The sequence below is a fragment of the Bombilactobacillus sp. ESL1197 genome, from assembly GCF_058107145.1.
Map to the genome: position 1 here is coordinate 505,685 of NZ_JBYLTY010000001.1, position 25,785 is coordinate 531,469.

21 protein-coding genes are annotated in these 25,785 nt (G+C 37.4%); 12 read left to right on the forward strand and 9 right to left on the reverse strand.

What is annotated here, in order from left to right:
* Positions 1-31 precede the first annotated feature (31 nt).
* Positions 32-592: a TetR/AcrR family transcriptional regulator gene (locus AC3B6B_RS02080; RefSeq protein WP_489757054.1), complete on the reverse strand. Its 561-nt coding sequence runs from the start codon at positions 590-592 to the stop codon at positions 32-34.
* Positions 593-1,294: 702 nt separating this feature from the next.
* Between AC3B6B_RS02080 and AC3B6B_RS02085 the strand changes: the two genes are divergently transcribed.
* From AC3B6B_RS02085 to AC3B6B_RS02140, 12 genes are all read left to right on the forward strand, one after another.
* The gene (locus AC3B6B_RS02085; RefSeq protein ID WP_489757055.1) at positions 1,295-2,347 is read left to right on the forward strand and encodes a lipoyl protein ligase domain-containing protein; all 1,053 of its coding nucleotides are present in this window, start codon (positions 1,295-1,297) and stop codon (positions 2,345-2,347) included.
* A gap of 331 nt (positions 2,348-2,678) precedes the next feature.
* Positions 2,679-3,614, forward strand: coding sequence for a histidine decarboxylase, pyruvoyl type (gene hdcA, locus AC3B6B_RS02090; RefSeq protein WP_489757056.1), 936 nt, complete (start codon positions 2,679-2,681; stop codon positions 3,612-3,614).
* Positions 3,615-3,633: 19 nt separating this feature from the next.
* Complete coding sequence (locus tag AC3B6B_RS02095; RefSeq protein ID WP_489757057.1) at positions 3,634-5,118, forward strand: amino acid permease; 1,485 nt, start codon at positions 3,634-3,636, stop codon at positions 5,116-5,118.
* Between the two features lie 46 nt (positions 5,119-5,164).
* Positions 5,165-5,695, forward strand: a complete 531-nt coding sequence (hdcB, locus tag AC3B6B_RS02100) for a histidine decarboxylase maturation protein HdcB (RefSeq protein ID WP_489757058.1) — start codon at positions 5,165-5,167, stop codon at positions 5,693-5,695.
* A gap of 176 nt (positions 5,696-5,871) precedes the next feature.
* Positions 5,872-6,249: a GntR family transcriptional regulator gene (locus tag AC3B6B_RS02105; RefSeq protein ID WP_489757059.1), complete on the forward strand. Its 378-nt coding sequence runs from the start codon at positions 5,872-5,874 to the stop codon at positions 6,247-6,249.
* A complete protein-coding gene (locus AC3B6B_RS02110) occupies positions 6,239-6,961 on the forward strand; it encodes an ATP-binding cassette domain-containing protein (RefSeq protein WP_489757060.1) in 723 nt (240 codons plus the stop codon). Before AC3B6B_RS02105 ends, AC3B6B_RS02110 begins: the two co-directional genes overlap by 11 nt.
* Entirely contained in the window at positions 6,954-7,736 is a 783-nt protein-coding gene (locus AC3B6B_RS02115) for a hypothetical protein (RefSeq protein ID WP_489757061.1), read from the forward strand. Before AC3B6B_RS02110 ends, AC3B6B_RS02115 begins: the two co-directional genes overlap by 8 nt.
* Before the next feature lie 19 nt (positions 7,737-7,755).
* Positions 7,756-8,541, forward strand: coding sequence for a hypothetical protein (locus tag AC3B6B_RS02120; RefSeq protein ID WP_489757062.1), 786 nt, complete (start codon positions 7,756-7,758; stop codon positions 8,539-8,541).
* A 34-nt stretch (positions 8,542-8,575) separates the two neighbouring features.
* Complete coding sequence (locus AC3B6B_RS02125) at positions 8,576-9,352, forward strand: hypothetical protein (RefSeq protein ID WP_489757063.1); 777 nt, start codon at positions 8,576-8,578, stop codon at positions 9,350-9,352.
* 830 nt (positions 9,353-10,182) lie between these two features.
* Positions 10,183-12,474, forward strand: a complete 2,292-nt coding sequence (helD, locus tag AC3B6B_RS02130) for an RNA polymerase recycling motor HelD (RefSeq protein ID WP_489757064.1) — start codon at positions 10,183-10,185, stop codon at positions 12,472-12,474.
* A gap of 80 nt (positions 12,475-12,554) precedes the next feature.
* Positions 12,555-12,953: a PTS sugar transporter subunit IIA gene (locus AC3B6B_RS02135; RefSeq protein WP_489757065.1), complete on the forward strand. Its 399-nt coding sequence runs from the start codon at positions 12,555-12,557 to the stop codon at positions 12,951-12,953.
* Positions 12,954-13,131: 178 nt separating this feature from the next.
* Positions 13,132-14,310, forward strand: coding sequence for a CynX/NimT family MFS transporter (locus AC3B6B_RS02140; RefSeq protein ID WP_489757066.1), 1,179 nt, complete (start codon positions 13,132-13,134; stop codon positions 14,308-14,310).
* Between the two features lie 130 nt (positions 14,311-14,440).
* Here the strand turns inward: AC3B6B_RS02140 and AC3B6B_RS02145 are convergent, their stop codons facing one another.
* From AC3B6B_RS02145 to AC3B6B_RS02180, 8 genes are all read right to left on the reverse strand, one after another.
* On the reverse strand, positions 14,441-15,631 hold the full coding sequence (locus tag AC3B6B_RS02145) for an MFS transporter (protein WP_489757067.1): 1,191 nt from the start codon (positions 15,629-15,631) through the stop codon (positions 14,441-14,443).
* A gap of 355 nt (positions 15,632-15,986) precedes the next feature.
* Positions 15,987-17,453, reverse strand: coding sequence for a GH39 family glycosyl hydrolase (locus AC3B6B_RS02150; protein WP_489757068.1), 1,467 nt, complete (start codon positions 17,451-17,453; stop codon positions 15,987-15,989).
* 27 nt (positions 17,454-17,480) lie between these two features.
* Positions 17,481-18,689, reverse strand: a complete 1,209-nt coding sequence (locus AC3B6B_RS02155; protein WP_489757069.1) for an MFS transporter — start codon at positions 18,687-18,689, stop codon at positions 17,481-17,483.
* Between the two features lie 207 nt (positions 18,690-18,896).
* Positions 18,897-20,303, reverse strand: a complete 1,407-nt coding sequence (locus tag AC3B6B_RS02160) for a glycoside hydrolase family 1 protein (protein ID WP_489757070.1) — start codon at positions 20,301-20,303, stop codon at positions 18,897-18,899.
* Positions 20,304-20,313: 10 nt separating this feature from the next.
* Positions 20,314-21,612, reverse strand: a complete 1,299-nt coding sequence (locus AC3B6B_RS02165) for a PTS sugar transporter subunit IIC (RefSeq protein ID WP_489757071.1) — start codon at positions 21,610-21,612, stop codon at positions 20,314-20,316.
* Positions 21,613-21,867: 255 nt separating this feature from the next.
* A complete protein-coding gene (locus AC3B6B_RS02170; protein ID WP_489757072.1) occupies positions 21,868-23,601 on the reverse strand; it encodes a hypothetical protein in 1,734 nt (577 codons plus the stop codon).
* A 100-nt stretch (positions 23,602-23,701) separates the two neighbouring features.
* Positions 23,702-24,430, reverse strand: coding sequence for a hypothetical protein (locus AC3B6B_RS02175; protein ID WP_489757073.1), 729 nt, complete (start codon positions 24,428-24,430; stop codon positions 23,702-23,704).
* Between the two features lie 257 nt (positions 24,431-24,687).
* On the reverse strand, positions 24,688-25,698 hold the full coding sequence (locus AC3B6B_RS02180; RefSeq protein ID WP_489757074.1) for an AraC family transcriptional regulator: 1,011 nt from the start codon (positions 25,696-25,698) through the stop codon (positions 24,688-24,690).
* Positions 25,699-25,785 lie beyond the last annotated feature (87 nt).

Here is a 25,785-nt window from a genome sequence, read left to right on the forward strand (position 1 = left end):
GCTTTTTGACCTTTTATTCAATTTCAAAAAGTTAGTTCTCTAAAATGTGATTATAAGCACGTGTAAAACACTGCGCCAGATAACTAGGTGGCTCTGGATTTTCTTTAGCCAGCCAAGTAATAATGACAAAGTAAAATCCTCCCGAAGTAAAAGTTTGTAAATATTGGATCTCTGCTTGTGTACCTTGTATATGAGTTGGTAGTTTAAAATTATCGTATATGTCGCTAAACTTATCATTCCAAATCTTTAAAAAATGGTAAGTTAAATTTTGCTGAATCAAAATTTTAATGGTTGCGCGTTTATCCCACCAAAAATTGAACAGATTACCCAGAAATTGTTCAGCAGTCAAATTTTTTAGGTCTTCTGCTAAAATCACTTGACAATATTCATAAAAATCTTGTTGACAATGCCAATCAATTAAATCCCCCTTATTAGCAAAAGCGCGGTAAAATGTCCCTCTATCCAACGAAGCATTAGCGGCAATTTCTGTGACTGTGATGTGCGAATAATCCTTTTGAGTCAACAGTCGAAGAAATGATTGCCATAACCATTGACGTGATTGTTCTTTAGTAGTTTGTTTTTTACCATTCATCGTTCACTCCTCAAGTAATAATTTTCTTTTCATTTTGCTACATGAGTAATTATTAACCTAGGATTCATAAAAAAGAACAGTTCACAAACAAGTGCTACAAAAGCGGCATTTTGTGGTATATTACTTTAATCAATTTATTTCAAAAATATTGCAATATTTTTTATTGCTTTTTTACTAATTTATTTGATGGTTGTAAAACGATTGCTATCAAAGATATTTAGTGAATGAGTACCAAGTTCTGCAGCCATATCGGTAGTTGACTAATTATCACAGTAATGAAGCATCTTTAATAATTTTTGATAATTATTTTTTTGATCTGGAGATGCAGTTTTTACCATCATTTCAATATTAAGAGCCATCAAATTTAACTATGTAACTGACGACCAGAAAAACCTTCTGAAGTAAATTTAAGATTTGATTATTGCATAAATTTGGAACAAGCCATAGCAAATTGGGATCAATTGTCACTAAGTTGTAGTTAAGTCTATTCCCAGCAGCTCGAAACTTTCGTGCTGCCATAGTTCACGCTTGCGGAATAATGCGCGCTCGGCTGTTGAAAATAAAGGGTAATGTGTTGTTTTCGCAGATGTTTATTAAAATTTTGATAATTTATTAATAAATATCAGCTCAGTCTGATTGAAAAATTAGAAGCTTTGTGCTAATAATAAATGTTAGCGATTACAAAAAAGTGAGGAAAAAACAGTGTTATATATTGATCTAGCTAGCAGAGGAGTTGATTGTCAGAATCCGTATTTAAGTCAAGCAGTGATTGAATACTTAGAAACGCAAACTAAGTTTGGTGATGAAACACTCATCGGCTTTACACACTCTTCACAACCAGCGGTCACTTGTGGAGTTAATCAAAATGTTTGCGCAGAAGTCAACTTGGGTTACTTAAAGAACCAGCAATTTACTTTAGCGCGGCGCAGTTCTGGTGGCGGTGCGATCTATAGCGACGTTGGGAGCTTAACTTATTTTTATGTGGATAGTGATCGGGGGACTAATTATCAGCAGTTTGATTTGTATGCCCAAACGATGCTGAAAGTTTTGCATGAATTAGGCGTACCCGCAATTATGAATGGTCGAACTGATCTTACGGTGGCAGATCAAAAGTGTTCTAGCCTGTCCTCTGCGAGAATTAAGCAACGGTTTTCTTGTGGTGGCACCTTAATGTTGGATGTTGATATGGCTCAAGCTAAAGCAGCTTTACAGCATGTGGCGATCAAGGGCGTTCCCTCAGTTCAACGTCGAATTACTAATATTCGGCCTTATTTGAAATCAAAATATCAAGATATTACTCGACAACAAATTCAAGACTTATTTTTACAGATGGAATTTCAAACGACTGATTTAACAGCACTTCCAACTTATCACATGACAGATGAAGACTGGCAAGCGGTAACTAAATTGGCAGCTACTAAATACAGTACGCCGGAATGGATTTATGGTTCACAGCAAACCGGAGCCCATTTTCATGCACGCCACTTTGCTAATTTGGGGACAATTGAATTTGCGTTTACTGTGCAGCACGACGTGCTGACGCAAATCAAAATTTATGGTGATTTTGCGTTGGCTTCGGGAAATTTGCAATTGATTGAACAGAATTTAATTGGGGTTTCCTTTCAGTTAAAGCCGTTAATTGATGCTTTTCAACAAAGCAATTTACCTGAAAATTTAGGCGCTTTTCAACCAGCAGCGTTAGCCAAAATTTTGCTGGAAGAACAATATGCGATCCAAATTCCTACATTCCAATAAATTATTTTTTCTTGACGGAGTTTTTAATTAGTACACAACTTCTTAGTTATTTTGTTCCATTTCATTTTAAAACAGGAATGCTTATCCAAGCTTTTGCTTGGGTGAGCATTTTTTGGTCTAAAATGTAATGGCTTTTCATTGATTTACTTATTAAATAATTTGATAATCAAGTCTAAAAAATGCATACTTATTGCTTATAAAATACCATGTGGCTATTTATTGTCAAATAATAGCACTTATATAGCTTATTTCTTGCTAAAAAAATTAGAGCCTTTTATGATTGCCCTAGAAATTAATTTTCATAATTTGAAACATTGATGGGGGTTATCAAATGGCAGAATTAGATTTAAAACTTAACCAAATGGGGATTGATCGGATTGCAATTAGTCCGTATACCAAGTATTCACGAGGCTACATGGAACCAGGAAATCTGGGGAACGGTTACGTCACCGGAATCAAAGTTGATGCTGGTGTGCGTGACAAAACCGATGATGATGTTTTAGACGGTATTGTTTCCTATGATCGGGCAGAAACCAAAAACGCTTATATCGGACAAATTAATATGACAACAGCCTCAAGTTTTACTGGGCCGCAGGGGCATTTCTTAGGATATGACTTGTTGCGCAATCCGACGGTTGATCAAGCAGAGCCATTATTCAGTGTGGAACAGTGGGATGGCAGTCGATTACCAATTTATGACGCTAAACCATTACAAGATTCTTTAGTTGAATATTTTGGCGTCCGCGATGAACGTCGCCATTATCCAGCACCGGGGAGTTTTATTGTTTGTGCTAACAAAGGAGTGACCGCTTCGCGTCCCAAAGCTGACCAAGCCATGAAACCCGGACAAGGTTATGGTGTTTGGTCCGCTATCGCAATTTCGTTTGCGAAAGATCCAGAACATAATTCTAGCATGTATATCGAAGATGCTGGCGTTTGGAATACACCTAGTGAAGCTGAGCTGAATGAGTTTTTGGCACAACGGCGCCGCGCCATTGCTAAATCAATTGCTGCCTGTGGTCAAGATGCTGACACATCTTTTGCTAGTTCGTGGATTGGTTTTGCACATACGATGATGGAACCGGGGCAAATTGGCAATGCTATCACAGCGGCCCCTTATTTTTCCTTACCAATTGATGCCATTCCTAACGGCTCATTACTAACGCCAGATAAAGATATGGAAATTATGGAACAACTGACTTTGCCGCAATGGCTAGACCAAATGGGCTATGAATCCATTGTAGAAACTAAACAGATTAAGTATTAAGGGGAGGAGGGAACTACTTGTGACTGCCCAGAAAAAACAAGCAACAAAAAATTCGACGACGCAAAAAGTCGGAGTCTTAGGACTCATTGCGTTTGTTTTATCCGCTATGGTTGGCGGTGGCATTTATGATTTGCCGCAAAATATGGCGATTAAAGCTGGGATGTTGGGACAAGTCTTCGGTTGGATTCTAACCGGGGTGATCATGTGGTTTATTGTGCGTTCTTTTTTGACTTTGTCAGAAATCAGGCCGCAGTTTACGACAGGATTATATAAGTATGCCGATGATGGTTTTGGTCGCTTTACAGGCTTTTTTGTTAGTTGGGGTTATTGGATTTGCGAGTGTTTTGCCAACGTAACATATGCCGTATTATTAATGTCCACGTTAAACACTTTATGGCCGGGAACTTTTGGCAATGGCAATAATATTCCGTCCTTAATCTTAAATAGTTTAATTCTGTGGGGAATGAGTTTATTAATTCTCAATGGAATTAAAGGTGCTAGTTGGGTGGATATCACTGGTACCGTTGTAATGCTCTTATCAACTGCAATCTTCTTAATTACGATGATTGTCGTCTTTAATTGGCAGACTTTCACGACTAATATGTTTGCTAATCATGCTATTGCTAGTTTAGGAGATAAGAATCTTGGTTCTTTAGCTTCACAAGTCAAAAATACGATGATGACGACCTTATGGGTCTTTGGTGGGGTTGAAGGAGCAGTTGTTTTGTCTGATAAGGCTCGTAGTCAAAAAGATGTTCGGACGGCGACCAAATATGGCTTTTTAATTTGTTTAGTGTTATATGCGTTGGCCTCACTATTACCCCTCGGTTTAAAAAGTTATGGTCAAATTGCGGTGATGCATTCGCCATCTTCCGGAGAATTAATGAATCTCGTAGTTGGACCTTGGGGACGTTTGATTATCACGTTTGGGGTCATTTTAGCGGTCTTATCTAGTTGGTTAACTTGGACCTTACTGCTCTCGCAAATGCCGGCGGCGGCTGCTCAAGATCAGACTTTTCCACGGGCTTTTGCCAAAATTAATAAAAATAAAGTGCCTTCTTTTTCAGTAGTTGTTTCCACGATTGTCATGCAGATTATTATTATTGGCACGCATTTTGCGGGCAATGCGTTTAATACGATGCTAACGATTGTCGGCACCATGACTGTACCGCCGTATTTAATTTCGATGCTCTATCTATTTAAAGAAAGTAGCAGCGAAAAAACCTTTAATCCACAACATTTAACCACAACTTCTTCGCGCACGAAAGCCCATTACATCAGTCTCTTAGGAGCTTTAGGAACTATTTTTATGGGATACGCTGCGGGGATTGAATATACAACTTTGTCATTTATTATTTATGCGCTGGGAATTCCGGTCTTTATGTATGCGCGCAAGCAATATGCTCCTCAAGCTGCGATTTTTACGAAATACGAAAAGATCTTTGCCGGGGTAATTATTTTAGTCGCTGTCTTGGGCTTAATCTTTGTGATGTCTAAACATTAAGTGATTTAGTATTTGAAGCATGGTAATAAAAAAGGAGGGTGCGTTAATGAGTATGGATTTAGCCGATAATGAACAATTTGTTCGTAAATATTTACCAGAAATCAAAGTGAAAAAGGTGCTGCCGGCCTTAACTGCGGTTCCAGAAAAAATGACCAGTATTGCCCTGAATCAAGACGGAGAGTTGGAACAGGTGATATTTACCGCGGGCACGAAAGTTTATTACTATGATTTAAAGCAACCTCATTCCTTACAGGAACGGAGTCGAAATGAAGTTAAAAGTGCGCAATGTTTAAAGGGAGTACCGCATGGCAAAATTAAAATTGTGTTTGAAGATTTAGAACAATGGCAATTTAATGATTTAATTGCGGGGCGCGCCTTTGATTTAGTTCAGGCTATTTCACCGCAGGAAAATACGCAAGCGGCCTATGATAACACTATTCGGGGTGGTTTTCCGCAATTATTAGATGCGGATCATGGTCCGGAAGTGGATCGTTTACGCAATTATATGCAAAATGGTTATATTAGCCAATACGAGTATGAAGATAGTAATCCAGCTTTGCCTAAAGCTGGTAAATGAGTCGTTAATTAAAAAACATTAGTCATTCAACGAATAATTTGATAAAAATTGGCATGCAAAGAGACGATTGTTCAAAAGGCAAGTTTTATTTTGAGAAGTCGTCTTTTTTGGCGGGGAACTTGTAATTGGCCGTGCTAGTGTTATACTGTAATGGTACACAGGTGAAGGAGGATATTATGAAATTTAAAGATAATATTCCGATCTATTTACAAATTAAAGATCTAATCAATCGCCAAATTATCGCTGGTAAATACCGACTGGGTGATAAATTACCATCTGTTCGGGAACTATCTGTGAGTTTAGAAGTTAATATTAATACTATTCAAAAAGCATTAGGCGAATTAATTCAAGAACAGATAGTAATTACGAAGCGGGGATTAGGTAATTTTGTAACGGAGAATCCGCAGATTATTGACCATTTACGGGATCAGATTATTGATCAAACACTGAGTGAAATGTATGAAGCATTGTCGCAAATGGGTTTAGATCAGGGAGAAATGTTCTATTATATTAAATTATATTTGGGTGAGAGGATGAATGACAATGACGACTAAACTATTACAAATTGCAGATTTAACTTACCGGAAAAACAATAAATTAATTTTAAATGATGTGAATTTGACTTTAGATACGGGGCACTTCATTGGTTTAGCAGGGGCTAATGGTGCTGGGAAAACCACGTTAATTCGTTTAATTGCTGGTGTAGCCAAACATTATAAAGGAAGAATTTTGTTCGAAGATGATGATAATGTGGTACAAAGAAAAGCGCATGTTAGCTATTCCGATGAACTACAAGGTTTTGCCCCACAAACCCCAATTAATAAAATTATGCAGTTTTACCAAAGTGTTTATCCAGACTTTGTGGTAGATCGTTACCAACAACTAGCTGACTTTTTAAATTTGGAAGGTAAACAAAAATTAGGTAACCTCTCCAAAGGTAATCGCGAACGTTTAACGATTGCGTTGACGCTGGCGCGCAAGGCCCAACTCTATTTATTAGATGAACCATTTAGTGGCATTGATGTGATGAGTCGAAAAAAAATTATTCAAGGCATGCTCAATTGGGTAGATGATTCGGCTTCTGTGTTGATTAGCAGTCATCATTTAGAAGAAATTAGTCAGATTTTAGATGAATTAGTAATCATTAAAGACCAAACAGTACTTACACATCGTTCGACCGAAGAAATTGTGGAACAAGAACACTGTTCGGTGGAAGAATATTTTGAAGGTCTATATGAAGAACAGGAGGACACACTGGATGACTAACTGGTGGTCATTGTTTCAAACCGTATTTCTAGAACAATTTAAAAAGTTGCGTACTATTATTTTATTCAATGCATTATTTTTGGTGATTTCCGTGGTGTTTATGTTGTTTTCTGGCAATCACTATTGGGGTGAAGAATTCTTCTTCAGTGTTCTGATTTGGGCCATGGTTTTTGCCGTAGTGCTACTGGTGCAAACCATCATCTTGACGCAAAATCAAATCAATAGCAATCGCTACCAGCTCATTCCTTTTTCTACGTGGAAAATTTACCTGACTCAAATTCTCGGGGTGGTTGTGAATTGGCTGATATTTTTGGTAATGCAAGTCTGTCTATTGATTATTGCCTTTGGCTTGGTCTTGTTAGAAATTTGGCAGCAAAATCGCACGCTTTATTATTTTATGCAGCATTTTCAAATTTTTGAACATGCTCATTGGTCAGTGTTCTTAGTAGTCGTCTTAATCTCCTTGGGTTGGTTAATCTTGAGTTTGTTGTTTGTCAATACCATTAATTTTACCAGCCGCATTTCTCTGGATTATTTACCATTACGGCAGTCTAAAGTAGTGACGGTGGTAGTTTATTTGGTCATTACATGGCTAGCTATCAAGTTTTTACAATTAATGTTTCGTTGGTTCAGGGCAATTGCGTTTAATTCCATGATGCATATGAGTAGTCTCGCTGGCAATACGCATGCTAATTATGTTTTATTGTTTGGGGCGATTATCTTGTTGTTACTGGTTAATGCTTGGTTAACGAACTATTTGGAGCCAAAAAAATAAACTATTTAAGGGGAAAGTTATGACTAATAGTTGGCAAGTCTTCAAAGTAGTCAGTCGAGAACAATTTAAAAAGGCTACTATGACATTAATTATTAATTTGTTGTTTGTTTTCGTGACTAGTTTAATTGTTTTATTTAATAAAGGCAGTGTGCATAATTTTAGTGATGCAGTAGCAATCAGTTTAATAGCTTGGAGTTTTGTTTTTGGAATTGTCTATATTTGGCAGTTAGCGATGTTAATTCGGCGGCAAATGTATAGCAATCGCTATCAGTTAGTGCCGATTGCTACCTGGAAAACTTATATCGTGCAAGTGGTTAGTATGGTAGGTAGTTGGTTATATTTCTTTGTTGTTCAAGCTGTCTTAATTGCGGTAAGTTTCATTATTAGTCAGCACCATTACGCAACTAGTAGTTCCCTTAACCAGAATGATTGGCATGTGATCTGGGGTGGATTGGTGCTCATGCTGTTAATAGTGGTGGTGGCAATTTTATTAATCAATTTTGTCGATTTGATTAGTCATGTTTTATTGAATTATTTGCCGGGTGGAACGTCTAAACTAGTTAAATGGATCATTTATTTAATCGTGATGGTTTTAACTATTAAACTAGCTACGTTATTAATTCCATTGTTTACCAGGTTAATTGGTCCCCGTCAGTTCAATCTGAAAATTAGTGGTGGTTACTTTAGCGTTAATGCGGGTGCTAGTACGTCAATTTGGATCATTGCTGGTGGTATTTTACTGTTAAGTTTAGTCTTTTTGATTATTAATAGTTGGTTAGTGGAACATGTTGAAACGACTTATTAACTAACTAATCAAATTGATTAGGGGGATCAAGATTATGACTAAGTGGCGACAAGTTTTCAAAGTTTTAACACGTCAACAAATTATTCAGACGACTAAGCTATTATTGATTAATTTATTAATGATTGTGTTTGCTAGTGCGGTTTCAATTGGTGCAGGTCCACATTCGGATTGGTCATTGGTAATCTTAGCCAATGTGATTATTTGGGAAGTTATCTTCGATATTATTTTAGTTATTTTGACGATTTTTAATTCTAAAAATCAAACTTTTACCAATCAATACCGGCTGTTACCAATTAAAGATTGGCAACTATATGCTGTTCAAATTTTGAATGTGTTGTTGAATTGGTTATACATGTTTTTAGTGGATATCATCTTATTAGGTATTAGTTGCTTTACCATTTTTCTGAAAGATCGAGTAAATTGGCCCAGTAAAAGTGACTTAATGTTAACCACAAAACAAATTGTTCAAGTTGGTTTAATGGCAATTTTAACTATTGCCATTATGCTAGTGTTTGCTGTATTGGTAGTACATTTAGTGAGCTTCATAGGAAAATTTATTACTGATTTTGTGCCAAATCAAAAGTGGATTAAATGGCTAATTTACTTAGCTGTTACGGTGATAACTATTTATTTGGTTTTGCGACTGTTTGACTTTTCAGATTGGTTAAGTTGGTTTGTTGGTTATCGTAGATTAAATGTTTCTACCATTTTAGGAACTTTTATGGTTAATGATGGATTGTTTATTGTTATTGATTTCCTTTTGTTTGAGGGTAATACAATTTTAATGTATAACTTAGAGACTAATCGGTAAAAATCTATGTGGCATTACATTATAATCTGCTACTTTAAGTAGCAAAATTTGTGCTAACGACATTCAATATTAATTACAAAGCTTTCAGTGTCTGAGCTGGGTAAGTGCTCAGCTTTTGTCGCAGTGCTTAAATAGCGCTCCAAAGGGCAAAAACTTGCGCCTAACTACGCCCAAGAACTAAAGTTAAGAATCAACTTTAGTTTTGGTCTAGGTTATTGCTCAGTTTCTAAGCGCCCTTTGTCGCAGTGTGTTTATTAGCGCTCCAAGCAGCAGAAGTCTGCGTTTAGCTACGAATAAGCCCTCAAGTTTATAAAGCAAAACTTAAGTCCTTATTCTAGACTATACTCAACTTCTAAACGCTGTTTGTCGCAGTGCTTAAATAGCGCTCCAAAGGGCAAAAACTTGCGCCTAACTACGCCCAAGAACTAAAGTTAAGAATCAACTTTAGTTTTGGTTAGGTTAGTGCTCAGTTTCTAAGCGCCCTTTGTCGCAGTGTGTTTATTAGCGCTCCAAACAGCAGAAGTCTGCGTTTAGCTACGAATAAGCCCTCAAGTTTATAAAGCAAAACTTAAGTCCTTATTCTAGGCTATACTCAACTTCTAAACGCTGTTTGTCGCAGTATTTAAATAGCGCTCCAAGTGCCAAAAGCCTGTGTCTAACTACGAATAACCAATCAAGTTAAAAACCGCCACTTAATTGGTTATCCTAGGTTAGTCCGCGGCTTTGAAGCGGCACTTGTCGCAGTATTAACTATGATTTTGTATCACTCTATGCTAGAATATTTCACTAAATGTTTAGCTATTAATAAAAAATTTGGGGATAGTTAAAGAATGACAAAACAAACAGCCAAGCAACAAGAACAAGCACATTTGAATGATGTTGTTCAAAAGATTCAACAGGCCGAACTAAAATTAACGCACAGTATGGCCACCGCCAAAGCCGACATTAAAGAAATTGACCGGACTTTTGGGGATGATGTGCATATTGGCATGGGTGATGACGCTATTTCAATGGCGGGGGCATTATCGATTCATCAACAGCAACAGATGCTGGCCGAAAGAAATAATTCTTGGCAACGTTCGCACCAACAACTGGGGGTCTTACGAAAGCTGGAACAAAATCCTTATTTTGCACGCATTGATTTTCAAGAATTACCAGCTGGTAAACCAGAGACCATCTATATTGGTTTAGGATCATTTACCGACCGCCATGATCACTTTTTAGTTTATGATTGGCGGGCGCCCATTTCTTCAATTTATTATGATGGTGATTTGGGGAAAATCACTTATCAAACACCGGACGGTGAGCAAGCAGTTGACGTGCAATTAAAGCGTCAATTTATTATCCAAGATGGACAGATTAAGACTTTATATGATACCGAAGAAACCATTGGTGATCAGATGTTACTAGAAGTTTTGGATGAAAAAGCCAGTACCAAAATGCGGGGCATTGTGACAACCATTCAACGCGAACAAAATCAAATTATTCGTGATACTACTTCGGACTTGCTGTTTGTGCAAGGTGCGGCTGGTTCGGGTAAAACGTCAGCTATTATGCAACGAATTGCTTTCTTACTTTATCGTTACCGTCGTAAATTGACTTCAGGTCAAGTCTTAATGTTTTCGCCTAATATGTTATTTAATGACTATATTAGCCAAGTCTTGCCCGAGATGGGCGAACAAAATATGGTGCAAATGACTTATTTGCAATATGTTGCGCGGCGCTTGCCACATTTACAATTACAAACTTTGTTTGAACAGTTTGAACAAACAATTCATCAAGATCAAGATGTGGTCACTGATTTGATGACCGATATCGAATTCTTTAAATTGGAAACCAACTATGCTCAGATTCTAGGCAGTGGCGGTGTTTATTTTCGAGATTTAAAATTTAAGAAACGGGTCTTGATTTCCAAAACCAAAATTGCCGAAATTTATTATGGCTTTGGTTCGCAATATAAGTTAATCAATCGCATTGATGGTACTAGACAACGACTCATGAAGATTTTGAATCAACGTTTGGGTCAAGAAATGCGCAAGAAATGGGTTCAAGAAACGATTGAGTCGTTGAGCCAAGAACAATTACGGGCTTTGTATGATTATCCTGACCAAGAATTTAAAAACAGTGATGCAGAACAAAAGTTTTTAGCCCGTAAGATTGTGACACAAGCCTTTAAACCTTTAGCACGCCAGATTCAGCATAACAATTTTGTCAACTTAACTGCGACGTATCAAAAATTTTTACAAACAGTACCGCAATTATTAGATTTACAACAGTGGCATATTACGCCTCAACAATGGCAACAGCATTTAACAGACTTTCGGCAAAATTTAAAGGCTAAAAGAATTACGATTACGGATATTTCACCGTACTTATATCTCTATGATTTGATTACGGGTTATCACGGGGACACAAGTATGAAGTTTGTCTTTATTGATGAGATTCAAGACTATACTCCATTTCAGTTAGCTTATTTAAAGTACAGCTTTCCTAGAGCTCGTTATACAATGTTGGGTGATTTGAACCAGTCAATTTTAGTCAAGGAACAAAACAATACTTTACTCAAAGAAATTACGCAATTGTTTGATGCATCCAAAACGCGGGTGGTCCAGTTGACACATTCTTATCGTTCTACGAAACAAATTACCGAATTTACGAAGGCATTGTTAACGCAAGGTGAAAAAATCACACCGTTTAATCGCGATGGTGACTTGCCGAACGTGAAGATTAATGCGGATGAACAACAGATGCTCAAAGCCGTTTTACATCAATTACAATTAAACCAACAAGATCAATATGTGACGGCTATTATCACACGTGATTTGGCCCAAGCGCAACAAGTTTATGATCAGCTAAAATCGATTGAAAAAATTACTTTAATTCGTTCAGAAAATCAGCGCTTAGCCGCTGGTAATATTGTGATTCCGGCCTACTTAGCGAAAGGCTTAGAATTTGATGCTGTTATTATGTGGAATACTAGTGCGGGACAATTCCAAGCTGACGAACGCCAATTAATTTATACAATTGCTTCGCGGGCAATGCACCGCCTCAGCATTTTGGCGGTTAAGCAACTGGAACCACTGGTAGCGCAAGTTCCGCAGCAGCTGTATATACAAGAGTAAATCAATGTTACTTGACAACCATGTTAAACTATTGAAGTTTGGTTGATAAACCAATTGAATAGTAACTTGGGGGAAACAAAATGCGAATGTTATTGATGAGTCATGGACAAATGGCTCAGGCAACTTTAGCTAGTGCAGAAATGATTGTGGGAGAATTGCCGAATGCTTATGCAGTTGGTCTAAGTGCTGATCAAAGTGCGGCCGATTTTCAAAAAGCAGCGGAATATTTTTTGGAACAAAACTTGGAAGAAGAGACAGTGGCAGCCATTGACTTTTTAGGTGGAACGCCGTCAGATGTCGTTTTACGATTGATGGTGAAATATCCGCGCTTGCAGGTGGTTAGTGGGATTAATCTACCCATGGTAATTGAGTTTGCGAACCAATCTTTAACGGCGGGTCATTTAAGTAAAACAAAGTTACTAGCAGCCAGCAAGAATGGGATTGTTGATGTTAATGCTAAGTTAAGACGTTATAACTAAAATTGAAAATAATATAAATTCAGGAAAATGTTCGTTGTATACGAGCATTTTCTTTTTGTCTGAGCTGCTTTTTGGTTGATAAAAGTTGCCAATTAGTTGCCAAATAGCATAATTGCTAGTAAAGTTATTCTTGCTGTGTCTAAAACGTATTAGAATTAGAAGTAAAGGATGTTGTATTTTGAAAAAGAAAACATATTTTGGTTTAGCTATAGGAATTATTTTAATTGCGGCCAACTTACGCTTGCCGATTACGATGTTACCGCCAATCTTGCCGTGGTTACATAGTGCACTGGGTTTTGCAACTAGTTTAAGTGGGTTGTTGACGACGATTCCTCTGCTGATGTTTGCCTTATTATCACCAATGATTGCTAAATGGGGCATTCGTTTCGGCAATGCGCAAGTATTGTGGTGTACGTTACTGACATTAACGGTTGGGGGTTATTTACGGGTCATTCCGAGTACCTGGGTTTTATTAATTGGGACAGTTTTAGTCGGACTAGGTATTTCTGGCGGCAATGTTTTATTACCAGCAGTGATTCAAGAATATTTTCCCCAAAAAGCGACCTTATTAACCAGTTTATATACCTTTACGATGGGATTGGTGGCTTCGGCTGGCACAGGTTTAGCAGCACCTTTAGTTAAAAAGACTAATTTAGCGGCCACAATTGCATTAATGACGACTGTTAGTTTAATTGCTTTTGTGATTTGGTGGGTTGTGGTTCGCCAACTACCAAAAAAACAATCAGTGGCCAAACATGAAGCGGTTAAAGTACCATCAATTAAAAAATACCGCTTAACGTGGTTTATGACCTTTTTCTTTGGGACACAATCGTTGTTATATTATTCCATGTTAACTTGGTTGCCTGTTTTTTGGAGTCATAATGGTTTTTCAACCACACAAGCCGGATTATTAGCCACCGTTTATCAACTGTGTGGAATGCCAATGTCCTTAATAATTCCTGCTTTAGCTAGCAAAAAGCCGGGAATGTATGCGAGTGTAGCGATTGTTGGTGGTGGCTTTGCGATCGGAACCTTTGGCTTGTTACTAGTGCCACATAGTTTTATGGGCAATATGATTTTAGCAATTGTCGCTGGTTTAGCTTCGGGTTCCGCCTTTAGTTTGTGTATGGTCTTTTTCCAGCGGAAAACTAGTTCCGTTTATCAAACAGCAAAATTATCAGGAACAGCGCAATCAGTCGGTTATTTGTTAGCAGCGATTGGACCAACCCTAACGGGAGTAATTGAAGGCCAGCTTCATTCTTTTACGCCAATCTTCATTGCTTATAGCATTTTAGGCATTTTATTGTTGATCAGTGGTATTGTGATCACTCATCAAAAACCATTGCCGAATGAATAATTTAATTGAGGGTTAGCTAGTGTTTTGTCACTGTAGCGAGCCCTTTTTTAATAATCTTAATACACAAAAATAGCGAACTAGTCTTTAAGGCTAATTCGCTATTTTTGGATGTTAAGTTAACTACTGAAAATTAAGCTTCAGTTTGAGTTTGTTGCTTTTCAATCACCTTGCCCATTCGGGTAACTAGTAATACTAAAGCAATCACAGCGCACATAATAGTTGCGGCAATGAATGATGCTTTACCAGCAGGGATTTTAATTGCTGCCCAGAGCATTGGTGCAATCACACCGGCAATTGAGGAAACTAGGGTGTTCATCGAAATAACAACTGGAAATTGCTTCTCGTCAGCTAAGATGGATAATTCGAATTGAATTGTCGCATTAACCATTACAATGCCCATACCAGAAAACATATTACCGATAATGTGGCAAGCCGGATTATTAAAGAAGATGACAAATACATAGGATAAAGCAAAAGCTACAAAACCAAAGGCCATGGTATCCGACTTTGTCATCTTGCGAATATACTTCAATAAGAAGCCGGTCAAAATACCTCCGATATTACCAATAGCAGTGACCATGCCGACGTAAGTAGTACCCCGACCTTGAGCGGCTAAGGCAATAGATTGATTAGACATAAAGATCATTAAAGCTAAAGAAGTAAAGAAAGTAATAATAATAATCAAATAAACATGCCAGTTTAAACCCTTAAGCAAACTCCAAAAGCTTTGCTTATTATCGTTATCATTTTGAGTAGCCACAATTTTAGTATCTTGAGGTACCATAAACCAAACCGCTATTAAGACGATTAAAGCTAACCAGTAAACCCAAAATAAATTGCGCCAATTAGAACCACCTAAATAGCCGCCTACGTAAGTAAAGACCATCATACCAATATTGTTAAAACCAACGGACCAACCCATGACGTTTGCCCGGTCTTCACCTTCAAAATGTTCCTGTAATAAAATAGGACTAACGTTACTGATTAGACCAGTTCCACAACCCAGTAGGACCATACAGGCGAGGATTAAATTCAAACTGCTAGAGTAGAATAATGGAACAATTCCACTAATTAAAACAAACAAAACGGCCATTAAACCAATATTTTTCCGTGTCATTTTATACGTTAACCAAGTAAAAGCTAATGTAGCGATTAATTGGCCTAACTGGGAAATGGAGCTAACCATTTGTACTTTGGAAATAGGTTCATTGGGGAATGATTTAGCAATGGCGGCAATAGCAGAGCCAATAACTGATCCAGTCATCAGCAGTAAGTTCATACTTAAGATACCAATCGCTAAAACTGTTTTCTTTCGATTCATATTAAATTCCTTTCTATTATGAGTTATGTACTACTCGTTAACTATCATAAAGGGTGTTAACCGCTTCCTCCATATGTAAAAGTGAGTAATTATGTGTTGATTTCTTAGATATTTTTAAAATAATTATCAATATATGAAACTATTGATGTCTAGAACCAATTATTTGTTAGTAAATAATTAATGCTATTTTTATTTTAAAAATTGCTAAATAAATGCAGTAGGGGATTTTTAAGTGCTTTTTAGTTTAAAAATAATTAAACTTTGTACATATAAAAAGTCTCCAAAATGAAAATCAATTTTGGAGACAGTTAAGATTTGCAATAGCTTAATTGTTGAAGAAACTTTTTTGATTGTGCTATTGAGCAAAATAATCTGGGACAGTAATGAAAGCACAAGAATTTGGCCTTAACGAAAGCTGCAAGTGTTGATTTTTCAGGGTAATTGTTTCTGTGGTTAATTTTGAAGCAGCTTGTAATGTCTGAACTTGTTGGTCATTGACGTATTCTGGTTTACCCATTTGCTCCCAAACTTGCTTGGCATTAGCGTGGTCAGTATCAATTCTTTGAATGGTGCAATCTTTATCTGGACCAGACAATTGAATGCTGATTTGTTCAGTCGCAATTGGTTGGTCAGGAACATTATGATTGTAAGCCAGTAATTGTAAGTCAGTTTGGTTTTGGACTGCTAATAATTCGGCAGTTGCATTAGAGTCAGCTGTGACAGCTAAACGTTTGGTTCCTAATTGATGAAAAATCTCAAAGATGCGATAAGCAGGTTTAGCAATACCGTTGGTAGTTTGCAAGCCAAAACCACCGTGAAAAAGTCCGGGCTTTTGGGATTGTTCTTCAAAAATATCCGAAAAAGTCCAAAAAGAATAACCAGCGACTAAGCCATCATTATCGGCTAAAGTTTTAGCAATCATTGCCGCCGCATAGGGTTCATCATGAATGGAATCACCTAGCATCGCTGAAACGTTCCATTCGGTATAGTACAACGGATAACCTTGAGCGTCTTGGTGGGCGATGCGCGTCATTTTTTGGAGAACACCGCGGCGATATTCGGTGATTTGACCGCCAGTTTGCTTGAAAAATTCGTCAATATCCATACCGCTTTGCCACAACGGATCATCCGTAGGGTAGTGGTGTGATGAAATAAAATCTAGTGGTACCTGATTTTCTTCACAAAAATTAACCATTTCTTTAATCCAAGCATTAAAGGATGTGGCTGGTCCGCCGACCTTTAATTTGGGATCAATGGCTTTCAGTGTTTTGGCAGTAATTTCGTATAGATGAAAATAATCGGCTTGTGTACCGGCAAAAAAGAGCGGCAAGTTGGGTTCATTCCAAACTTCAAAAAACCAAGATTCCACTTCGCTTTTGCCGTAGCGTTCTAGTAAATGATTGGTAAAGCGGTGAATTAATTCTTGCCATTGCGCATCTGAAGCCGGCATCGAATTATTACCACCATAGGCAAAAATAGTTTTACCACCAGAAGCTAAGCAACTGGGCATAAAGCCTAATTCTAAGAAGGGTTTCATGCCAATACTCAATAAAAAGTCAAAGATCTTGTCAATATTAGTAAAGTTGTAGGTTATACCAAGCGATTGGCCTTGGAAATCAAAATTCTCGATACAAACACTCATCTCATCATCGAATAAGCCATGAAAACGAACGTATTTAAAGCCCAATTCCTGATGGGCTTTGGTTAATTGCGCCTGATAATCAGCACGTAACGCCGTATAAGCGTGGCAACTACCGACGCACACTTCCCAATAATGGGGGAAATCAGTAACTTGATCTGTTTGAATTTGAAAGTTAATCATGTTTTAAACCTCACTTGAATTAGTTGTTTAATTATTCGCAGCTTGTTTAGCTTGACTGATTTTTTCTACACGAGTACCAAACCGTGTAATGAGTAAGATTACAGCTACAACAATCGAAACGATCATGCCCGCAATGAAGGAGTTATAACCCGGTTTAATTTTTAATGCTGCTAGTAAAATTGGGACAATCATTCCAGCAATGGAGCCTAAGAGTGTGTTAATAGAAATGGCGATAGTAAATTGCTTTTGGTCAGCTAAAATCGACATTTCATAAGGAGCGGTGGCGTTAACTAAAACAATTCCCATTCCTGAGAAAGCATTACCAATAACATGCATTACTACATTAGATGAAAAAATGATACAAATAAATGACAAAGCAAAGGCAACAAATCCCCAAGCAATGGTATCATTGCGAGTCAATTTGCGAATATATTTGAGCGTGGCAGCAGTTAAAATACCACCAGCATTCCCCAAAGCAGTGACCCCAGCTACATAAGCAGTACCTTTACCTTGAGCAGCGAGGACAATTGACTGATTAGAAACAAAGGTCATCATAGCTAAAGATAACATGAAGTTAATAATATAAATGATGTAAACATAACCGTTTAAACTTTTTAATAAAGACCACAAGCCCGTTTTAGTTTTGGTTCCTGTTTTATCCTGCTTAGTATTGGCTAATTTGGTATCTTGTGGAATCAGGATAAATGCCAAAACAAAAACAATTAAGGCTAAGCTATAAACCCAGAATAAATTACGCCAGTTTAGTTTTCCTAAAAATCCACCTAAGAAAGTAAAGATCATCATTCCAGCGTTCGTGACACCTGATGCCCAGCCCATCACAGTAGCTCGAGTCTCACCTTCAAAATTTTCTTGTAGTAAAACGGGTACGAGGTTAGTAATGGTACCGGTACCAAAACCAACCAGGACCATGCAAGCTAAAATAATATTTAAATTACTACTGTAAATGGCCGGTAACATCCCAGCAATGGCTACAATTCCGACGGCTAAGAGGCCTAAATTTTTGCGCGTCATAATAAAAGCTAAGTAAGTAAAGATGGCGGTGGCAATGATTTGACCTAACTGAGGAATAGAACCAATCAATTGCACTTTGGAAACTGGTTCATGGGGAAACGAACGAGCAATCGCTGCAATTGCTGCACTGGCCGTGGTGCTGAGCATTAATAATAAATTCATGCTCAAAATCCCGACAGCCATGGAAATTTGTTTTTTATTCATAGCTATTCTCCTTTTTTGGTTACGCTTTCATCGACGTCTTGAGTATATTACTGTTTTTAATTTTCAGACCATAGCGAAAAAGCAGGGCTTGTCTGTTCATTTCGTATATAAAAGTGCTTTGATTATTGCAGCAAAAAAAGACCAGAACACATTTAACTTGTTGTTCTAGTCTCTTCAAATTTTTTACTAAACGGCTTCGTTTTGATCTTAATTGTCCATTGCTGTAATGTTTTGAGCATTTGTGGCAATGACTTTTTGATAAAAGTAAAAACTATCTTTCGGGTAACGTTTTTGAGCTTTTTCACTATAATTATCGCGATCAACAAAAACTAAGCCGTAACGTTTATCAATACCATCATGAACGCTAATTAAATCCAGAAATGACCATGGATTAAAGGAAATAACATTGACGCCATCTTTAATGGCCTCGCGTAATTGGAAAATATGATCATGCAAGTAGTGCACACGCTTTTGATCATGAACATGACCATCAGTGGTTAAAGCTTCTTTTTGCGACCAACCACATTCGGTAATAATAATGGGAACATTAGGAAAGCGGTCATTGACTTTTTGTAAAGCATAACGTAAGCCTTGAGGATCACAGGAAAAATCCCACTCGGAATTGAGTAAACGTTCGTCTTGAACTTTTTCCACGCCAGAAATCACTCCGTCTAACATTTTGGGATTGGCTTGGTCGTTGAGCTTAAAAATACTAGTCGAATACCAATTTAATCCTAAAAAGTCAGCACGCCCATTAAGTAAGGTTTGCTCGTCCTCGCGCTTGGTTTCTAATTGAAAATGATTATCTTGCAAGTAACGTAGATAATAGCTAGGTAATTGTCCACGGATAGCAATATCCATATCAATGTAGCCAATAAAGTCTTCTAATTGTTTACTTTTTAAAACATCACTGGAAGTATGATCGTAAGGCAGGGTGGTCATGTAAGAAACGGCGGGGCCAATTTTAGCATCGGGTAACATTTGATGGCAAAGTTGGTAAACTTTCGCTTGCGCAATGAACATGTTGTAGTTAGATTGTTCACCTTTAAAGCGTAAATCTTGCGGGTTATCAGCTTTAATACCATTCATTGAAGGAACGTTAGCTAATAGCGATTGCTCATTGATTGTTAACCAGTAGTGCACCCGATCACCATATAATTTAAATAAAGTTTGAGCATAGCGATAAAAATCCGCGATACATTGGCGATTGGCCCAACCGTTATACTGCTCTACCAGTCCCTGCGGCAGATCAAAGTGGAACATTGTCACGATAGGTTCGATATGATTGTCAACGAGTAAATTAATTAGGCGATTATAAAAGTCTACACCCGCTTGATTATAATGTTCATCATTACCGTTAGGAAAAATTCGGGCCCAACTAATGGAGAAGCGGTAACTTTTTAAGCCTAAGTCTGCCATTAATTGCACATCTTCTTCTAGGTGATGATAGTGATCAACCGAAACAGAGGTATCCAAATATTTACTTTGTTGCGCTCTTAAATCGGCGACCGTTAAGCCTTTGCCATCCAGTTGGCTGGCACCTTCAACTTGAAAAGCGGAGGTACTGGCGCCCCATAAAAAGTTATCTGGGAAATCTGTGGGTAATTGTTTCATCGTATTAAAGTTATTCTCCTTTATTAATTGCGGTTTGTTGTTCTTCTTTTAAAGCTTGTTGATCTAAAATTTTAAAGAATGGCAAGTAAATCAAAGCCATTAAAGCAAAGTTAATGAGCCAAATAACAATTCCTTGCCAGCCCATAATTAAGAAGTCAGCAATGACTTTGGGCATGGTCCAAGGCATACCCAGACTTAAGGTTGGATTATACATCGAAATAAAACCAATTTTGACTGCACCGATGGCCACTAATCCGGACACCAATGATGATAAAACAAAAGGAATGAATAATAAGGCATTAAGAACGATTGGTAAACCAAAGACGATTGGCTCATTAATATTAAATAAATTAGGAATTGAGGAAACTTTAAAGAATTCTTTATAACGTTTCGATTTACCAAAGATTAAGCCAATCAGCACCAAACTTAAGGTCGCACCAGCGGCATCATTATTGGAAAAAGAAAAGGCAACTAAATTTTGCAAATACGGAATGGTTTTACCTTGCTGAAAAGCGGGAGCGCTAGCAACCATCATCGAAATAACAATTGGCATTAAAACAGATTGAATAGCAGCTGGATGCACACCAAAGAAAAAGAGTAAGTTGGACAAGGTGATTACTAAGATAATTGTCCAAGCAGAACCACCCACATGCAATAACGGTGTCGTAATCAATTGGTTGACGAAATGGAAGACATCTTTATATGGAGTATAACTAAAGATAGCACCCACAATAAAGACAATCGTGAAAATAATAATCCCAATAATTAAGGGCTCAATTGAGGTACTAACCATACTAGGCACGGAATCGGGTAATTTGATTTTTAGTTTTTGAACTTTGTTCAAGCGGACATAAAGCATACTAATTAAAATAGCTAAAATAATAGCTACGATAATTCCTTGACTACCCATGTACTGCATTTCAAAAGCGTTAATAGCTTTTTTACCATGACCGACAGTTTGTGGTGCTAACACAAAAAAGCTCGATAAACTAAACAGACCGGCGATTACACCATTCGATTTGCTTTTTTGAGCATAACTGTAAGCAATACAAAAAACGATAAAAACGGCCAAGATGTTCATCGAACCGTTAACGACAGCGTTCATTGGTTGAGTAATTCTTAAAGAATTAAACCAATTACTAACACTTTTAATCGGAAAACTAGCTAAGATGGAAAAGACAGAAGCACCAATGGTAATTGGTAAAGTCATGACCATACCAGCTGAAATACTTTGTAAAATCTTACTTTGACCAATTTTATTAGAAACGGGCACCAAAGTTTTTTGCAGAAGTTCTTGGAACTTATTCATTGACTTACTCCTCACACTTAATTTGAATTCGATTTCATAAATTAAGTATAGTTGGAATAAGTGCTGAATGACTAGATTGAAAAAAGTGAGCTTTTGTGTTGATTTCATAGATTTTTAATTTAGGAATCAAGTGCGTAGTCAGACATCTTATTAAGGCTACAGCAAACGCTCAACTCAATCTTGAAGTCTGAATCATTATGCAAGAACCAAGCTCATTTGGCGGTGTCACTACCAAGCGGCGGAGTATTGGTCTGTCTATGTTAAAGCATTATTAATCGTGTACGTTAATGTTGCGTGGTAAGCGCCGCCTTGAATCTGATTATTCAAACCGCGTGGGGGGACTTGTAACTTAATTTGTGAGTTGCCAGCTGGATCGAAGTAGTAAATAGTGTTGAGATCATTTAAAACAGTAGCATTGGAATTGTAGAGTAAAGTCTCGGAATCATTGGGACTGAGAGTAGTCGATTGTCCAGAATTTTGCTCTTGAAAAAGCAGTTGTGCTTGTTGTAAACCGACTTGCCCATTTTTGGTAAAGTTTGAGAGACGTGCTGTGACTTGATAAGGTACAAAGTAATGATTGAATTGGGGCTGGCTAGCTCTGGTATCTTTGATTTGTAATTCATTTTGTAAATTAGAGGTGTTGTTATTAATAAAAGTTTTCGCTTGTTGTTCAGGAATTGGCGTTTTGTCATTGCCAAATTGAATTTGTGGTAAATTTTGAAAACTTAAAAAGCGTAACTGATTAACCAGCCCAAGTTTTTGCGTTTGACTAGTTTTGGTCAGGTTAATGGGGTGAGACAATAAATATTGTTGCCCATTAATAGTTACGGGATCGCCTTCAGAAAGATCGCTAGCGCTAGTAGGGGCCAGGCCTTGAAAACCGCTAGCCTGGGTATTAAGACCGATTTGCACAGTGGCGTTAACTTGCAATTCGTTTAAAAAGTCATGTTCCCCACTAAGACTAGTGACTGAAGTGATCGGTACATAAGAGCCATCATTTTTTTTATAGAAAACAGTCACTTGTTGGTCATTATTAACGGTTTCGTCACTATCAAAAATACCGTTATAGTTCTGGTCATTCCAAATTTGGTAACTAAAGTCGGGACATTTAGTGATTAAATCAGCAACTTTTTGGGTGCTTGTCGTGGAGTAATTATTGGCCCGATCAACAGCAATAACGTGTAGATATTGCTTGGAAAAGCGATCTAGATTGGCAATGCTAGCACTAGCGGTAGGATCGCTCACGCCAATGAAGTTGTCATTATCAGAACCATCAATGATTCCCTGAGTATTTTTATGAGGCGTAATCGTCGTGTCAGGATTGTCATCTAATTGGTAAATATAACCCTTAATATCACTTTTGACTGGTTGTTGGATGGTGTTGGAGTATTGCGTGGTATTATCAGCATTGCCTTTGACTCGATAATAGTAGTTGGTGGCATTATCTAAACTGTGAACATTAACGCTAACTTGATCTTGGTCAGTCGTAGCTGTGACATGATCTAAAGTGGGCGCATCAGGGGCGGCAGTATCTTTGACAGTTCGATCTTCACCAGTCGTGCCAGTATTGAGAGTGCTGGTATAGTACATTAAATTGGCATTGATCATTGCTTCTTCGATTGTACAAGCGTTAGTGACGTGACCTGTTTGAATCATGGCATAGTTGTTTTTGGTGATTAAATACCAATTATTGTCAGCCGTAGCATTGGTGGCAGTAAAACTTTTCTGACCAGACTGGTCAATATAATGTTCGTCGGTAGTATTGTATTTGGTTTGTCCCAAAATATGATAATGTGGATCTTTGTCAGTGAGTGGTAAGAAGTCCATCCATTTTTGGGAGCCGCCATTGTAAAGATAAAATTGATTAGAAGTGTGGGAAGATTGAATCGTAAATTTATTAGATGGATTATAATTCAAGAGATTATTTGGGTATTGGGCTAAGGATTCGTTCATAAAAGCTGGGGTCAATTCGACAGTAGTAGAGCCCAAGCGATCATCACCTTGGGAAGTGAGATCACGAGTGCCGAAGATCTTTAAGCCAAGTTTGGGAGCAAAAGTATCGTAAACTGGACGACTGTCTCTTAAGGTATCATGACCGAAGACAACACCGCGTCCTGTAATTAATTAAATCTTTAACCTGATTAGTAATATCGACATTCCAACCGCCATCGGCGGCACCAAAATAAAGTTCGTCGTAATTATAATTACCGGAACTATCTTTAAACAAATACTGCGTAGGATTGGCCGCAAAATCGGCTGCCGAAACGGGTGTGACTTTGATTAAGCCTTGGGAGACAGTCTGAATTTGCTGCGTTTGCGGATTAGTGTACTTGATCTGTAACCAATTCTGGAGGTGATTGCCATTAGTGGGATAAATATTTAAAACATTAATGGTCTTGCCATAATTACTGGCCACGTTTTGCCATGAGGTGAGATTGGACGGATCGGTACTCCGTTGCACATTATAATCACCTGATAAATTAGCTAGCTGTTCCCAATTTAAGCTAACATAAGCAGCTTGGTCAAAATTTTGTTGACTATGCAAGTTAAAACCTGTTGTCCCATCGGCATAATTAATTCCAAGCAAACTACTGGTGTCTTTTAATAAATTGGTGTTAGTGAGGAGATTATTTGTTGTAATGTTTGATTGTTTGGACCAGTGTGGACTGGTCATAAAAGTGGCATTGCTGTTATTAGTCAATAAATTTGAGAGGCTACTAGCTTTTACGGGGGTGACCAGTCCGGAGAAAGTGAGTAGCGACAAACAGATAGAAATAATGATAATCAAGTTCAACGGTTGTAGATACTTTTTCAACATTGGCTATCTCCAATCTGATAATTCAATCAAATCTTATTTAAAAATATTATGAAATTAGATACTGAAATCACAACAACAATTACCACAATTATAATCCCAATTTAATAGATGTAAATTGACGTGATTATTTGTTATTTAATTATGAAATTCATTAAGAGCAATTTGAATAATTCGATGAACGCCAATTATCCCCACGTTAATTCATGATGGCATTTCAAAATCAAAAGAATGATAATTTTTGTGTATTCGCTATCATTTTACTGATTATTACGCCGGTATTCGGCAGGAGAAACGCCGATAATTTTTTTAAAAACTTTATAAAAGTATGAAGGATTTTCATAGCCAACTTCACTGGCAATTGTTTCAATGGGGGCTTTGGTATAGATTAAGTATTCCCCTGCAGTATTGACGCGTTGGAGATGAACCAATTGAATAAAAGATTGCCCCGTTTGTTTCTTTAAATAAGTAGAAAGATAGTTGGGATTGAAGCCAAAATCTTTGGCCATTTGGGTCAGGGTAATGGTGCGGTAGTTATTCTCAATATAAAGTAATAGTGACAACAGATTGATTTGCGAATCTTTGACTTTATGAGTGTGGGCTTTAGCGTGATAGGCTTGGCGAATGAGGCGAGAAAATAGCGTTAAAATATCAAAGCGAATGATTTGGTGGGATTGAATGTCGTAATTGTAATATTCGTCAATAATGTCATAAATATTATTGACAATTTTCGGTTGATGTTCTACTTGAAACCAAACATAACGGCCTGCACTATAATTTTCGTTGGATAGGAGGGTGAATAACAGGTTTGAGATATTGGAGTTGGTACCATTACGGTGTAAAAAGTTGAGGTCGTTGAGGGAAAAGGCCGAACTTTTGAGTGCTAGATTAACGACAATATCATTTGGACCGATAGGTTCAACTTTGTGAGGCGTGTGATTACCAATGAATAAAACATCTTCACTATTTAACTGAACAGTTTGCTTATCCAAATGTACGGTGCAATTGCCTACTAAGGGAATCATAATTTCAATGTAATTATGTAAATGGTAGGGAATAAAAGAATTGACTGGTTGCACGGAGATCGTAATCGCATTGAGATTTAAAACGAGATCATCAGAGTAAGTTTCAAAAAACTCATAGGTTGGCTCATCAGTGATTTGACCAGCACGTTTCAATGTATTCCCTTGTTGTGCAAAAGTGGCAGAAACATCTTGCCAATCACGGGGCTGATTTTTGGAGCGCAAAATTTTTAATAGTTTTTGTTTCACAATAATTCCCTCCACACTGGTTTTTACTTTAATCATAAACTATTTAAAGTAGAAAATAACTTTTTTCTGAAGCTTATCTAGGAAATA

Bases quoted from the DNA above. Each gene is read 5' to 3' on its own strand.
- AC3B6B_RS02155 (WP_489757069.1), bottom strand. From the start codon at position 18,689: ATGAATAAAAAACAAATTTCCATGGCTGTCGGGATTTTGAGCATGAAT.
- AC3B6B_RS02175 (WP_489757073.1), bottom strand. From the start codon at position 24,430: ATGTTGAAAAAGTATCTACAACCGTTGAACTTGATTATCATTATTTCT.
- AC3B6B_RS02110 (WP_489757060.1), top strand. From the start codon at position 6,239: ATGACGACTAAACTATTACAAATTGCAGATTTAACTTACCGGAAAAAC.
- AC3B6B_RS02150 (WP_489757068.1), bottom strand. From the start codon at position 17,453: ATGATTAACTTTCAAATTCAAACAGATCAAGTTACTGATTTCCCCCAT.
- AC3B6B_RS02120 (WP_489757062.1), top strand. From the start codon at position 7,756: ATGACTAATAGTTGGCAAGTCTTCAAAGTAGTCAGTCGAGAACAATTT.
- AC3B6B_RS02080 (WP_489757054.1), bottom strand. From the start codon at position 592: ATGAATGGTAAAAAACAAACTACTAAAGAACAATCACGTCAATGGTTA.
- AC3B6B_RS02165 (WP_489757071.1), bottom strand. From the start codon at position 21,612: ATGAATAAGTTCCAAGAACTTCTGCAAAAAACTTTGGTGCCCGTTTCT.
- hdcA (WP_489757056.1), top strand. From the start codon at position 2,679: ATGGCAGAATTAGATTTAAAACTTAACCAAATGGGGATTGATCGGATT.
- AC3B6B_RS02160 (WP_489757070.1), bottom strand. From the start codon at position 20,303: ATGAAACAATTACCCACAGATTTCCCAGATAACTTTTTATGGGGCGCC.
- AC3B6B_RS02115 (WP_489757061.1), top strand. From the start codon at position 6,954: ATGACTAACTGGTGGTCATTGTTTCAAACCGTATTTCTAGAACAATTT.
- AC3B6B_RS02145 (WP_489757067.1), bottom strand. From the start codon at position 15,631: ATGAATCGAAAGAAAACAGTTTTAGCGATTGGTATCTTAAGTATGAAC.
- AC3B6B_RS02105 (WP_489757059.1), top strand. From the start codon at position 5,872: ATGAAATTTAAAGATAATATTCCGATCTATTTACAAATTAAAGATCTA.
- AC3B6B_RS02135 (WP_489757065.1), top strand. From the start codon at position 12,555: ATGCGAATGTTATTGATGAGTCATGGACAAATGGCTCAGGCAACTTTA.
- helD (WP_489757064.1), top strand. From the start codon at position 10,183: ATGACAAAACAAACAGCCAAGCAACAAGAACAAGCACATTTGAATGAT.
- hdcB (WP_489757058.1), top strand. From the start codon at position 5,165: ATGAGTATGGATTTAGCCGATAATGAACAATTTGTTCGTAAATATTTA.
- AC3B6B_RS02125 (WP_489757063.1), top strand. From the start codon at position 8,576: ATGACTAAGTGGCGACAAGTTTTCAAAGTTTTAACACGTCAACAAATT.